Below are 12,771 nucleotides of genomic sequence, written 5' to 3' on the forward strand. Positions count from 1 at the left end.
TCATGTAATTTAGATAAGTCCGTCAGATGACGAGATAAAATGATAACCTGATAAATCTATGGAAAATAACCAGCAACAGGCAAATCAGCAGCAAGGCTCTGATACGCAAAATCAAGATCAACGCAACCAGAATCAAGGAAATCAACAAGCTCAGCAAGCGGGTCAACAACGCCAGCAACAGGGAGCAGAACCCAATCGGGGAGGTGGTAACCAAAACAGTCCTGGTAACGGGGGAGAAGGGTTAGGCACGGGTCGTTATGAAAACGAAGATCAGAATAACGAAACGCCACAGCAGGATCAATACGTAAAAGAAGAAAGAACCAGTCGATTATAAAATTGACAGAAATACATAAAAGAAGCCCAATCGTTAACCTAACGATTGGGCTTCTTTTATGTTCGGCATTCTAGCTCGCAACGAACTGGCTTGCTGCTAGCGAAAAAGCTGGCAGCATTAAGAAAACTAGTAAAAAGCTATCAGCAGTGTATTTCAGTAATGCTACTTTGACTAAAAGGATGCTAACAACCTGTTGCCAGCAATTGAAAAACTAATCGTAATGCCCTCCCTAACTCTGCTTAGGCCGAAAAGCTTTGATAACGGCTTCGTTCGTTTCCAGATAAGGCCCGCCGATTAAATCAATGCAGTAAGGAATAGCTGGAAATACAGCGTCCAGACATTGGCGAATGGCCGAAGGCTTGCCGGGTAGATTTACAATCAGACATTGCCCACGAATACCCGCGGTTTGCCGGGAAAGAATGGCCGTAGGCACGTATTCCAGACTTACCTTTCGCATCAATTCCCCAAAACCCGGCATCATTTTCTGACAAATCGCCTCGGTTGCTTCGGGAGTGACATCGCGGGGAGCGGGGCCCGTTCCACCCGAGGTTACTACCAGGCAGCAACCTTCCTGATCCGCCAGTTCAATTAATGTCTGAGAAATGAGATCCTGCTCATCGGGAATAACCCGGTAGACGGGTTCCCACTGATTCACTAAATATTCGTTCAGGGTCGATACAATGGCTTTGCCCGGAATATCTTCATAAATACCCGCACTGGCCCGATCCGACACATTGATAATTCCAATCTTTACCCGGTTCATGAGGTTACTATTGAATGCGTGATTGATCAAAAGAGTGAATACATGGTACACTCATAACTGACAAAAAAGGCTGATGTTTCCACCAGCCTTCTTCCGCGTACTATTGAATACCTAAGAAACGGTTCCGCCGTTCCAGATGGGTTCGCCGGGGCGGATGAATTGCAGCTTGCCGTCGCGGTCTTCTGCCATCAAAATCATCCCTTGCGATTCGATGCCCATCATTTTTCGAGGGGCCAGATTTGCCAGTAAGGAAACCTGCTGACCAATAATAGCTTCGGGTGAAAAATGCTCAGCGATGCCACTAACTACCGTCCGGGTATCAATTCCTGTATTCAGCGTTAATTTCAATAATTTCTTAGATTTCGGAACGGCTTCAGCCGCCGTGATGGTGGCAATACGAATATCCAGTTTGCTGAAATCGTCGTAGGTAATGGCCTCTTTCTGAGGAGCTGGTGTTTTAGACGCCAGCTCGTTCATCTTTTTCGTATCCAGTAATTTCTGTACCTGAGCCTCGATGACTGCGTCTTCAATTTTCTCAAATAATAAACCCTTATTCTGGATGGAATGACCTTCAGGTAGTAAAGACGCCGATCCGGCTTTACTCCAGTTAGTATCCGTCAGGTTCAGCATCTCACGCAGTTTGGTTGCCGTGAAAGGCAGGAAGGGTTCCGCCAGGATAGAAAGCGAAGCGGTAATTTGCAAACTCAGGTTCAGGATCGTAGCTGCACGCTCGGGGTTTTCCTTAATGACCTTCCAGGGTTCTGTAGAGGCCAGATACTGATTCCCCAGGCGAGCTACTTCTATAAATAGGCTCAGTCCTTCCCGGAAACGGAAGTTATCGAGTGAGTCAGCAATTTTGGCGGGATACAGAGCCAGCTCTTCCAGCATTTTCTGATCGGCTTCGGTTAACTCGCCGAGAGCCGGAACTGCCGGGCCAAAGTTTTTCTCCGTTAATACAACAGCCCGGTTTACGAAGTTACCCAGAATTCCGACCAACTCGGAGTTGTTACGTGTTTGGTAATCTTTCCAGGTAAATTCCGAATCCTTAGTTTCGGGAGCGTTGGCAATCAGGGTATACCGAAGCACGTCCTGCTTGCCGGGCATGTCTTCCAGATATTCGTGTAACCACACCGCCCAGTTCCGGGACGTGGAAATCTTGTCTCCTTCCAAATTCATGAATTCATTGGCCGGAACGTTATCCGCACCCGCGATGAAACGACCATCGGCCATCAGCATGGCGGGGAAAATCAGACAGTGAAAAACAATGTTATCCTTACCAATGAAGTGAATGAGACGGGTATCGTCGGCTTTCCACCATTTCTCCCAATCATCGCCTTTCAGTTCTTTCGTAAAGGTGATATAGCCAATCGGAGCGTCGAACCATACGTACATGACTTTACCTTCGGCGTTGGGCAAAGGTACTTTGATACCCCAATCCAGGTCGCGGGTCATGGCCCGTGGTTTCAGACCTTCGTTGAGCCAGGAACGAACCTGACCAGCCACGTTGGTTTTCCATTCGGGGTGACTCGCTACGTATTTTTCCAGCTCTGGCTGCATCGCATCAAGCGGCAGGTTCCAGTTTTTGGTTTCTTTCAGAATCGGCGTTCCGCCGGATAGCATCGAGCGGGGGTTAATCAGCTCGCGAGGACTCAGGGTGCTGCCGCAACGCTCGCACTGATCGCCATATGCATTTTCGTTTCCACATACCGGACAGGTGCCTACGATGTAACGATCAGCCAGAAACTGACCCGCTTTTTCGTCGTAATACTGTTCGGTTACTTCTTCTACAAATTTTCCCTGGTTATATAACTGAAGGAAAATCTCCTGGGACATTTCGTGATGAATGGGCTTGGACGTCCGGGAATAAATGTCAAAATCGATTCCAAAATCCACAAACGACTGGTTGATTTGTGTGTAATACTTGTCAACCACTTCCTGCGGAGTGATGCCTTCTTTTTGAGCCCGGATGGTAATAGGGACACCGTGTTCATCGGTACCCGAAATAAAAGCGACGTCTTCTCCTTTCGCCCGGAGGTAACGTACATATACGTCTGCCGGAACGTAACATCCTGCCAGGTGACCAATGTGAATCGGACCGTTGGCATAAATGAGGGCTGCGGTGACGGTAGTGCGGTTGAATTTCTTCTCAGACATGAAAATCGGTAATTAAGGTCAGCAAAAGTAAGCATTTTTGGAGGATAGAGGGAAGAGTTTGCGGGATCGTTCGATCCGTTAAAAAATCCTTACTTTTGGCCTGTCAACGACGAAACGTAATTTTGTATCGTTTGGTCAGGTTCAGAAGATCTGTTTGCAGAAGAGGCTGAATTAGATCGGAGAGAGGCGATCTTTCCGCAGAAAACAGGAAGCAAAGCGTAAAGAGATGGTATTTCTCACCGGGGCTAATGGCCTGATTGGTAGTGCGGTAGCAAGGAAATTTATTCTGGAAGGAGTACCGGTTCGGGCTCTTCGTCGAGCCAGTAGCGACCTTCGTTTAGTAAAAGATCTGGAAGATCGAATCGAGTGGATCGAAGGAGATGTGCTGGATGTAGCTATTCTGGAATCGGCCATTCGTGGCTGTACGTATGTCGTACATACGGCAGCGGTAGTCTCCTTTTCACCGAAAGAACGGGAAAAATTATACAAAATTAATGTAGAAGGGACGGCAAATGTCGTCAATATCTGCCTGAGCGAAGGCGTTCAGAAATTAGCCTACATTAGTTCCGTAGCGGCTTTAGGAAGACCTTCCCAGCAAAGTAAAAACCCAGAGGTACCGACGGTTGTGGATGAAAATCAGAAATGGGAAGAATCGCCGTTAAATTCACATTATGCCATCTCCAAGTATCAGCCGAGCTGGAAGTCTGGCGGGGGGTATCGGAAGGGCTCAACAGCGTGATCGTAAATCCATCGGTAGTGATTGGGGAAGGCGACTGGGACAAAAGCAGCACGGCCTTGTTCAAGTATGTCCATGATGAAAAACCTTTTTATACCGACGGGACTTTCAACTACGTAGATGTTCAGGACGTGGCCGAAGCCATTTATCAGTTGCTCTACAGTACCATTAAAAACGAACGGTTCATTCTGAATGCCGGACGCACCACGTATCGTCAGTTTTTTGAGTTGATCGCTAAAGAAATGGGCAAGAAAGCTCCTTCCTATCGCGTTACTCCTTTAATTGCTGAAGTGGCCTGGCGATGGGAGGCATTTAAGAGTATTTTTACTAAAAAGCCGCCTTTGGTAACGAAGGAGACGGCCCAAAGCTCACAAACACACTTTACGTATCCGGGAACCAAGCTAGTATCAGCCTTACCTTTTAAATACCGCACACTAGAAGAAAGCACCCAGCGAATTGTTGCCTATTTAACAAATGCCTATTATAATAGTTGAAGTGTTTAGTGAAAGCTTTTTACTCTACTTAAAAAGATATTGTTTTGTCATTCAATCCAGCTTGTTTTAAGATTACTCACATGAAAAAGGTACTCCCCATTCTTTCGCTCGTGGTAGCCAGTTTTACTGCGGCTCAGGCTCAAAGTGAAGATGCTGCCATTAAAGAAACGTTACAAAATTACATTGACGGCGGAGCCACGGGTGATACTGCTAGTCTGAATCGGGCTTTTTACCCCACGGCTAACCTGAGAAGTTTGGCAAATGGGCGGGTAACGAGTACGCCCGTAAAGGAATTTATCGGCAGAACGCCCAAGGGAGGAGCCAACTGGACTGGCCGTATCGTTTCTTACAGTTATTTAGGAACGGCAGGTTCGGCAGTGCTTGAAATGCAACTGGATGCTTTCAAATTTGTTGACTTTTTGTCGTTGATGAAAATCGGAAACGACTGGAAAATCGTAAGTAGAGTATTTACGCGGGCCGACAAAAATCAGCCCATTACCTCAGTTGGAGGAGGAAAAGCCGCTGTAACGCAGAAAAAATCTGCTGCGAAGCCTAAGCCAAAGTCAGATGATGGTTGGTGAGATTGATAACCTCCAAAGAACTACTAATGAATATTTTTTCGTATCTAAAAGATTCACTTTCTGTTGAGGTCGTAGAAGCCATTGCTTCGTATGTAAACGAAAATTCGGATCGGGTAAAGCAGGCGGCAGATCTGGCCGCTTTGTCCGTCGTTGCTGGATTTCTGAAACGATCATCAAGCGAAAGTGGAGCTAAAGCTTTATTTAAAGCGATTGAACGTGAGAACATTTCTCCGGAAAAATCAGCTCAGCTACCTCAATTGCTGAAAGACCGGGATCAGATCTCACAGATTGCTCAGAAGGGAAGTAATCTCTTTAGTCATTTGTTACCTGATAAACGGAGTGTGGTAATCACGATGATTACTGGTCAGGTTAAAATTCGGAATTCTTCGGCGACCAATGTGCTGGGAATCTTATCCTATTTGGGGGTCGATATCCTGGGTAAACAGATTAGGGATCAAAACCTGGATGCCGTTGGCCTGGCGTTATTGCTTCGTAATCAGAAGGACAATTTAATTAAAGAAGTTGATCCTGAGTTATTTAATAGGGTAGCGGTTACGCTTTCCATTGAAGAGTTCGAACGGCTGGGTTACGTAACGCCCGCGGAAGAAGAAACCGTGGAAGTTCAGGAGCGTCCGCGTTCCAGAGGAAACGAAAATCCGTACGCGGATCTGACGGAAAGCTCCACTTTCCCCTGGAAAAGCGTCGTAGCTGGTTTGGGAATTCTGGCGGTTCTGGGCGGAGGTTATTATGCCTGGCAGAACTACGGAGATTCCATTAAAGCCAGCACCAGCCAGGATTCTACCTCGCTGGAAGAAGTAGCCGTTCCGGCTGATTCAACGGCTTTATATCCAGATACTTCGGCAGCAGCCAAGCCAGGGGTTACTCCCAATACAGCGACGTCGGCAACTTCGGCGGCGGGTGGTCTGGCGGATAAACTCACCAAACATCTGGCTGATCCGTTGGGTAAACCAGGAGCCTATTTCACGTTTGATGAGGTGAGCTTTGATCCGATTACAAATCAGCCTACGGCTCAGTCGACGCCGGCCCTGAACGCATTGGCAGAGGTTATGAAAAAGAATCCTAACCTGCAATTGAAGTTCACTGGAGTGACCAAGCAGTTGGGTAATAAGAAAAACGTTTTTAAGCAAGCCAATAGCATTAAATCCTTTTTAACCAACGCAGGTGTAGACATCATGCGACTGGATGCCGCAAGTTTCCTTTCTTCGGATTCAACCAAGCCCAACCGCAGCTACATTGCCGTGAAGGTGATACGTCAGTAATCCCTTATTGATAGAAGAACCTCCCGCCATCGTATCGTTGCGGGAGGTTCTTCTATGATTTTAAGCTCAAACAAAAGGTGTGCAGGCCGTTTACCTCGGTGTATTGAATTTGTAAGCCGTAGTTATCGCAGATTTCCTTCACGATGGCCAGGCCAAGTCCCAATGATTCGGAAGAACTGCCTTCTTTTTTGAATCGGGAAAAAAGCTCGTTGGGGGCGTGAAGAAGGACGTGCCCGGTATTGCTGAGACACAAACGATCTGATGATGAATGCAAGCGGATTTCACCGCCGGCTACGTTGTGCCGTAATGCATTACTAACCAAATTGGTAATCAGACTTTCCGCCAGAACTGGGGGCAACACAACCATAAATGGAGATTCAATAGTAACGCTCAACTGAATCTTTTTATACTGCACCATTTCCTCCATATCCGCGAGTTTCTCGGTCAACTCTTCGCTCAGATCGATGGTCTGTTGATTCACAAATTGCCGATTTTCAATCTTCGCCAGTAATAATAAACCCTGATTCAGGCGTGACATTCGGAGCGAGGCTTCGTAAATCGTTTGAATCCAGTGCGTTTGGTTTTCCGTGAGTTGCTCGGCTTGAATCAATTGCTCGACTTTGGCATTAATCAGGGCTAGCGGCGTTTGTAACTCGTGGGAGGCATTCTCCGTAAACTCCTTGAGATTCAGATAATCATGCAAAATCTTATCCGACATCTTCTGAAGGACTTCGTTAAGTTCATTGAACTCGATAATCTCCGGCTGAGCGAGCTGAAGTTTCTGTTTTTGCGTTAAATCGAAATGTTTAATTCGGGAAAGGGTATCGTAAAAAGGCTGCCAAATGCGGCCTGAAAGCTGGTTTTGAAACCAATAGGTACCCAGCAATAATAACCCCAGCATCAGAGCCATGGTAAAAGTAATGGCCTCAATGAGCCGATACGACTGAATCATGGATTTGCGAATCGTTACCCGATGCTCAACGCGTTGAATGGGCACGTAAAAGGTAAGCTGCCGAAAAGGGATCATTTTCTGCGAATACCGATCCTGAATGAGCGTGTCCTTGAACGTTTCTTTGAAGTCAGTGGGTTCGTGGGCGGGTTCTACCTCAATTTTATTCTCGACGAAATACGAATCCTGCTTCCAGTTGTAATGATGGATGTAGACTAGAAAATCGCGTTTTTCAACCAGCAATCGGCTTTCCACTTCATCGTAAATCAGCCATTTGATAATGCCATACATGCTAAATGCCGCTATGACGTACAGACTTAGCGAAAAGAATAGATAAATGCGGTTGGTTTTTTCCAGTAATCTCATACTTCGCCGAATTTATAACCAATGCCGTAAATCGACCGAATGTAGTCGCGGCTGCCCTTTTCAATCAGTTTGCGACGCAGGTTTTTGATGTGCGAGTACACCATATCCAGCGAATCGGCGGAGTCCATGTGGTCACCCCAGAGGTGTTCGGCAATGGAAACTTTGGTTAATGCAACGTCAATATTAGAGAGAAAATAGAGTAATAAATCGTATTCTTTGCGGGATAATAGTGTTTCCTGTTCTTTCACGAATACTTTCCGGGAAAGCGATTGCACCACGATTTCGTGGTACTGAATTTCATTGTGCCCTCCAAAATTTCGGCGACGAATCAGGGATTTGACCCGGGCGTGAGTTCTGATAAATGAAAAGGCTTGGTTAGGTAATCGTCCGAGCCCACTTCCAGTCCTTTGATCCGGTCTTCCAGAGCATTACGGGCTGAGATAATAATAATTCCCGTCGAAGCCGAGCGTTTTTTCAGGGTTTCAATCAATTGGAGTCCATCGCCGCCGGGTAGGGTTAAGTCAACAATGATACAATCGTATTCATAGAGATACAGTTTTTCGTCAGCCTCCTGATACGTAGCCGCCATCTCGCAACGGTACCCTTCTTTGCTCAGGTAAGCCGTTATACTCTCGGCTAAACCCTGCTCATCTTCAACCACTAACATTTTCATAATTCACCCATTTACTGATTTCGTCAGCGAAGATAAAGTACCAATTTGGGAAAGAAATGGGAGATTCTGCATTGAAATTCCAAAGCAGATACGCGGCTTCATCGCTTCTGGCCGGGAGATGAGTATAAATAAATGGGAAACAAAATTGCCTTTACCATCCGCCCTGGTTGGTGTCCTCACTAACCCCTACCTTTTAGTAATGGCTGGTGAAGACACCAGCAGGGTAGTAGAAAACCGCTTCTTATCCAGAAACATCCACCGTGGTTGGTGTCCTCACCAACCACTATACTTTTAGTAATGGCTGGTGAGACACCAGCCACGGCGGGAGGACTAGTTACAAAAGCCACCTCTTACCCAGACCCGATAAAGTCGCGTCTCCACACCCTGGTTGGTGTCCTCACCAACCACTATGCTTTTAGTAATGGCTGGTGAAGACACCAACCAGGGCGGGAGAATAAAAGGTAATAAAAACCAACTCATACCCTGACACAATGAATTCACATCCCTACAAAGGGGGATGCGTTAGTAAGGCCAGTAGTTCGTCCGTAGAATTTACGTAATAATCCGGCGGATTCTGATTGATTAATTCCATCGGATCATACCCCCAACTCACCCAGGCAATGGAAATCTGAGCGGCCCGGCAGGCGGTAATATCCCTTAATTCATCACCCACATAAAGAATCTCTTTTGGAGTTACCCGTAAATCTTTCATCAAGCGATTCATTACTTTATGTTTTCCGAACAAATTTCGAGACGTATAAATGTGTTGAATTGCGGTTATTTGATTGGATTGAAGGAAATTCTGAATGTTTGATTTAGCGTTGGAAGAAATAATGGCCAGCGTAAAACCCTGATTTTGGAGCTGATTTAACAGGGCTTTGATTCCTTCAAAACATTCCAGCCGATGCATGGCTCGTCCGTATTTTCTCAAAAAAAGAAAAGATATCCAGGGAATATGATACAGTGGAATTCGCATGATTTTAAAGCGTTCGCGAATGGAAAGCTTTCGTAGCTCATGGATGTTTTCGGAATCTAAGGAGAGGTAACCATATCTTCTGGCGATCTCGTTGTAGACCTCTACGAAAATGTATTTGGAATCAACTAAAGTGCCGTCGAAATCGAAAATGATGGTTTTATACATGAATGCATGGGTGGATAACAAAGAAAACTCAAGGTAATAAAATGCTTCGGCTGTTCATAAATCGCTCGATTATTATCCAGAAAATTAAGCCGAAGGTTTGAATAACTCAGTTCCAGAAATGAAAATACTAACCCAACAGACCACTGGCTTTCATCGCAATTATTCCCACCGGGTAAGAAAGCTACGCTTGATAAGTTCAGAACTGGTCAAGGGAATAAAAGAAACACTTTATTAAAAGTTGCCTAAAAGTTATAATCGAAGATATTATGGCGAATCAGGGCTTCTGAAATTTTAAGCGATGGGGTATGAGCTAACTTCCTCGCAGTGTCCCCGGAGGAAATCCGGGGAAGAAACGTGTGATAGATTGGAGCATAAACTTTTTCGCCAATGGTCATCTCAAAGAGGTAGAAGCCTATTTAACTCTTATTTTTAGACAGCCTCTTACATTTATATGGAAAAAATTTAAAAAGGTAGATTGGGGAAAAAATAGTAAATACCTTTGTGTCCAAACTTCTACGGTATATGAAACCGTCTATACTCTTTCGACTGTTTAACGTATTTATGGTATTGGTCGTCCTGACGACATCTACGGGTTTTGGACTCGTGGAGCACACTTGCCATATCCGTCACAAGAAGAAAGTTTCACTGGTTTCGTTTGATGAAAAGAAGTCTTGCCCCGCTTGCCTTCACAAGCAACATCCTAAATCCAGCCATCAGAGTCTTAAAAAACAGAGTTGCTGTCAGGAAGAAACCCGGTATGAACACGTTTCGTACACGTCTTCGATTACCAAGCTGGCGGCAAAGTTTGTTAAGATGGTCGTGGAATTCACGGCTCATGTGGCCTATTACCTCTTCCAGGTACTGCTCAATGCCTTTCGCTCACTTCTTTCGAGTGCCTATGACGCACAGGCGGCCATTCCGCTTTCCGGGCGAAGTTTACTGGTTTTTGTGCAATCTTTCCTGATTTGATTGGCTATGAATGATTCATTCTGAGGAAGTTACTGTCCTTTGATGGGCCTTGATGCTTGTGCATTAAGTCTTCATTCTGTATTCATTTAGCCATAATTTTATGCGTATTCAGCGATTCGTATTCACTGGAGCATTGCTTCTGTGGACCTGTTATACTTCCCTTGCTCAGACGTTAAACGGCCGTGTGGTCGAGAAGCAGAGTAATGGGAGCCTTGAACCTTTGGTAGGAGTAACCGTCTATTGGTTAGGAACTTCTATTAATACCCAGACCGACGGTCGGGGAAAATTTTCGATTATTAAACATTCGGATCAGCAAAAGCTGGTGTTTTCGCTGGTGGGGTATCGCTCGGATACCCTTCAGGTTAACTCACTGGATTCACTGACGGTTACTTTGGTAAATGCCAATCAGCTTCAGGAAGTAACCGTCACCAGTGCGGCCTCTTCCATTGACCGCATTAACCCGATTCATACGGAAATTATTACCTCAAAATCGCTGGCGAAAGCCGCCTGTTGTAATCTTTCCGAAAGCTTTGAGACCAATGCTTCGGTTTCGGTGAGTTACGGCGATGCCGTTACGGGAGCCAAGCAGATTCAGTTACTGGGTCTGGCCGGAACGTATGTACAGATCAATACCGAAAACATACCTAACATTCGGGGTTTGAATACGACGTTCGGACTGAATTATACACCGGGTACCTGGATCAGTTCGATTGATGTTTCCAAAGGCGTAGGCAGTGTAGTGAATGGCTACGAAGCCATGACCGGAGCGATTAATATCGAACTGGCTAAACCCGACGGTGACGACAAACTTTTTCTGAACGGTTACGTGAATAGTTTTGGCCGGGCGGAGTTGAATCTGAATCTGGCTAAAAAACTGACCGATAAATGGTCGGTGGGGCTGTTAAGTCACGGGAGTACGCTGCAAACCCGGCTGGACAAAAACAAGGATGGATTTATAGATGTGCCGCTGTATTCGCAGGGCAATATCATTAACCGCTGGAAATACCAAAGTGACCGCTGGATGACGCAGTTTGGCGTAAAGGCTCTATACGAAGATCGTTTAGGCGGACAAATGGACGCGGGGCGGGACCGACCCAACGTGTACGAGTTTGGTAACGTAACCCGCCGACTGGAATTCTTCAGTAAAACGGCCCAGCTTTTTCCTGAAAAGCCTTACAAGGGGTTAGCCTTAATCTTTAATGGCGTCTATCACGATGCTTCGGCTCGCTTTGGTTTCAAGCGTTATTCAGGAGTTGAGCAAACGCTTTATGGAAACCTGATTTACCAGAATATCATCGGTGATACCCGGCATACGTATAAGTTCGGAGCCAGTTTCATGCTGGATGATTTCAACGAGAAATTCCTGGATTCTGCTTTTGTAAGAAAAGAACTAGTTCCTGGAGCTTACGGAGAGTATACCTATACAATTCCCGAGAAAATGACGCTGGTCGCTGGTGGACGGGTAGATTTTCATAACCTCTATGGAACCCGCTTTACGCCTCGTTTACACGTATTAGTTCACTTGCCCGCCGAAATTGATGCCCGGGTGAGTGCCGGAAAAGGCTGGCGGGTGCCTAACCCAGTAGCTGAAAATTACGGAATGCTGGTTAACTCCCGGAATTGGACCATGCTCGATTCCCGCATTAATCCCGAACAAAGCTGGAACTATGGCCTGAGTCTGACGAAAGCCTTACCCTGGGGCGGTAAAAACAGCAGCTTCACGCTCGACTTTTATCGTACGGATTTCCAGAATCAACTGGTGGTAGATATGGAATCGGCGGATCGGATTGTGGTGTATAACCTGCGTGGCAAAAGCTATGCGAACAGTTTTCAGGCGGAATGGAACGTGCAACCCTTACCCCGTACGGAGATTAAGCTGGCCTATCGCTGGTTTGACGTGCAACAGACGGTTCGAACGCCGGGCGGCGACCAGACTTTGTTACCCAAAATGTTTGTAAACCGCGATCGGGTTCTCTTCAATATCGGCTGGGCTAGTGACCGATTTGAGAAATGGAAGTTTGACTTTACCTGGCAATGGAATGGTCGCCGACGCGTGCCTAATAGCGAAGCTGGGCATATTCATGACGTTACTTCACCACCCGTGTATGCTCCAGCCTTTTCGAATCTGAATGCTCAGGTAACCAAAAATTTCAGAACCTGGGCCTTATACGTAGGAGGTGAAAACCTGGCCAACTTTACCCAGAAAAATCCAATCATCGGAGCAAATGATCCCTTCGGGAAAAACTTCGATGCCTCGATGGTATGGGGGCCGGTGATTGGCCGAATGATTTATGCTGGATTTAGATACAAGATTCAGTAAACGAAAACGCA

Annotated in this window: 11 protein-coding genes and 1 pseudogene; 7 read left to right on the forward strand and 5 right to left on the reverse strand. The window is 46.0% G+C overall.

The window, feature by feature from the left end:
* Window positions 1-58: 58 nt before the first annotated feature.
* Window positions 59-334: a hypothetical protein gene (locus BWI96_RS06350; protein ID WP_106635843.1), complete on the forward strand. Its 276-nt coding sequence runs from the start codon at window positions 59-61 to the stop codon at window positions 332-334.
* Window positions 335-563: 229 nt separating this feature from the next.
* On the opposite strand, the gene mog is transcribed toward BWI96_RS06350, so the two are convergent.
* Window positions 564-1,097 carry a molybdopterin adenylyltransferase gene (mog, locus tag BWI96_RS06355; protein ID WP_106635844.1) on the reverse strand — a complete coding sequence of 178 codons (534 nt, stop codon included), beginning with the start codon at window positions 1,095-1,097 and terminating at the stop codon, window positions 564-566.
* A gap of 111 nt (window positions 1,098-1,208) precedes the next feature.
* Window positions 1,209-3,251 (reverse strand): methionine--tRNA ligase, encoded by a 2,043-nt coding sequence (metG, locus tag BWI96_RS06360; protein WP_106635845.1) that lies wholly within the window; start codon window positions 3,249-3,251, stop codon window positions 1,209-1,211.
* A gap of 226 nt (window positions 3,252-3,477) precedes the next feature.
* On the opposite strand from metG, the gene BWI96_RS23180 reads away from it, so the two are divergent.
* From BWI96_RS23180 to BWI96_RS06375, 4 genes are all read left to right on the forward strand, one after another.
* The gene (locus BWI96_RS23180; protein WP_369804087.1) at window positions 3,478-3,990 is read left to right on the forward strand and encodes an NAD-dependent epimerase/dehydratase family protein; all 513 of its coding nucleotides are present in this window, start codon (window positions 3,478-3,480) and stop codon (window positions 3,988-3,990) included.
* On the forward strand, window positions 3,894-4,481 hold the full coding sequence (locus BWI96_RS23185; RefSeq protein ID WP_369804088.1) for a hypothetical protein: 588 nt from the start codon (window positions 3,894-3,896) through the stop codon (window positions 4,479-4,481). The genes BWI96_RS23180 and BWI96_RS23185 overlap by 97 nt, the downstream gene beginning before the upstream one ends.
* Before the next feature lie 80 nt (window positions 4,482-4,561).
* A complete protein-coding gene (locus BWI96_RS06370; RefSeq protein WP_106635846.1) occupies window positions 4,562-5,062 on the forward strand; it encodes a nuclear transport factor 2 family protein in 501 nt (166 codons plus the stop codon).
* Between the two features lie 26 nt (window positions 5,063-5,088).
* The gene (locus BWI96_RS06375; RefSeq protein ID WP_106635847.1) at window positions 5,089-6,342 is read left to right on the forward strand and encodes a DUF937 domain-containing protein; all 1,254 of its coding nucleotides are present in this window, start codon (window positions 5,089-5,091) and stop codon (window positions 6,340-6,342) included.
* 52 nt (window positions 6,343-6,394) lie between these two features.
* Here the strand turns inward: BWI96_RS06375 and BWI96_RS06380 are convergent, their stop codons facing one another.
* From BWI96_RS06380 to BWI96_RS06390, 3 genes and pseudogenes are all read right to left on the reverse strand, one after another.
* Complete coding sequence (locus BWI96_RS06380) at window positions 6,395-7,657, reverse strand: HAMP domain-containing sensor histidine kinase (protein WP_106635848.1); 1,263 nt, start codon at window positions 7,655-7,657, stop codon at window positions 6,395-6,397.
* Window positions 7,654-8,330 (reverse strand): annotated as a pseudogene (locus BWI96_RS06385) (response regulator transcription factor). Before BWI96_RS06385 ends, BWI96_RS06380 begins: the two are co-directional and overlap by 4 nt.
* Before the next feature lie 505 nt (window positions 8,331-8,835).
* Complete coding sequence (locus BWI96_RS06390) at window positions 8,836-9,471, reverse strand: HAD-IA family hydrolase (protein WP_106635849.1); 636 nt, start codon at window positions 9,469-9,471, stop codon at window positions 8,836-8,838.
* Between the two features lie 522 nt (window positions 9,472-9,993).
* On the opposite strand from BWI96_RS06390, the gene BWI96_RS06395 reads away from it, so the two are divergent.
* Both BWI96_RS06395 and BWI96_RS06400 read left to right on the forward strand, forming a co-directional pair.
* The gene (locus BWI96_RS06395; protein ID WP_157830241.1) at window positions 9,994-10,440 is read left to right on the forward strand and encodes a hypothetical protein; all 447 of its coding nucleotides are present in this window, start codon (window positions 9,994-9,996) and stop codon (window positions 10,438-10,440) included.
* Window positions 10,441-10,540: 100 nt separating this feature from the next.
* A complete protein-coding gene (locus BWI96_RS06400) occupies window positions 10,541-12,760 on the forward strand; it encodes a TonB-dependent receptor (protein WP_106635851.1) in 2,220 nt (739 codons plus the stop codon).
* Window positions 12,761-12,771: the final 11 nt, after the last annotated feature.

Origin of the sequence: Siphonobacter sp. SORGH_AS_0500, assembly GCF_002838835.1 — a bacterium.
GTDB lineage: Bacteria > Bacteroidota > Bacteroidia > Cytophagales > Spirosomataceae > Siphonobacter.

Excerpts from the sequence above, each read along its gene's own strand:
- mog (WP_106635844.1), bottom strand. The coding sequence starts at position 1,097 with ATGAACCGGGTAAAGATTGGAATTATCAATGTGTCGGATCGGGCCAGT.
- BWI96_RS06400 (WP_106635851.1), top strand. The coding sequence starts at position 10,541 with ATGCGTATTCAGCGATTCGTATTCACTGGAGCATTGCTTCTGTGGACC.
- BWI96_RS06395 (WP_157830241.1), top strand. The coding sequence starts at position 9,994 with ATGAAACCGTCTATACTCTTTCGACTGTTTAACGTATTTATGGTATTG.
- BWI96_RS23185 (WP_369804088.1), top strand. The coding sequence starts at position 3,894 with ATGGGAAGAATCGCCGTTAAATTCACATTATGCCATCTCCAAGTATCA.
- metG (WP_106635845.1), bottom strand. The coding sequence starts at position 3,251 with ATGTCTGAGAAGAAATTCAACCGCACTACCGTCACCGCAGCCCTCATT.
- BWI96_RS23180 (WP_369804087.1), top strand. The coding sequence starts at position 3,478 with ATGGTATTTCTCACCGGGGCTAATGGCCTGATTGGTAGTGCGGTAGCA.
- BWI96_RS06375 (WP_106635847.1), top strand. The coding sequence starts at position 5,089 with ATGAATATTTTTTCGTATCTAAAAGATTCACTTTCTGTTGAGGTCGTA.
- BWI96_RS06380 (WP_106635848.1), bottom strand. The coding sequence starts at position 7,657 with ATGAGATTACTGGAAAAAACCAACCGCATTTATCTATTCTTTTCGCTA.
- BWI96_RS06350 (WP_106635843.1), top strand. The coding sequence starts at position 59 with ATGGAAAATAACCAGCAACAGGCAAATCAGCAGCAAGGCTCTGATACG.
- BWI96_RS06390 (WP_106635849.1), bottom strand. The coding sequence starts at position 9,471 with ATGTATAAAACCATCATTTTCGATTTCGACGGCACTTTAGTTGATTCC.
- BWI96_RS06370 (WP_106635846.1), top strand. The coding sequence starts at position 4,562 with ATGAAAAAGGTACTCCCCATTCTTTCGCTCGTGGTAGCCAGTTTTACT.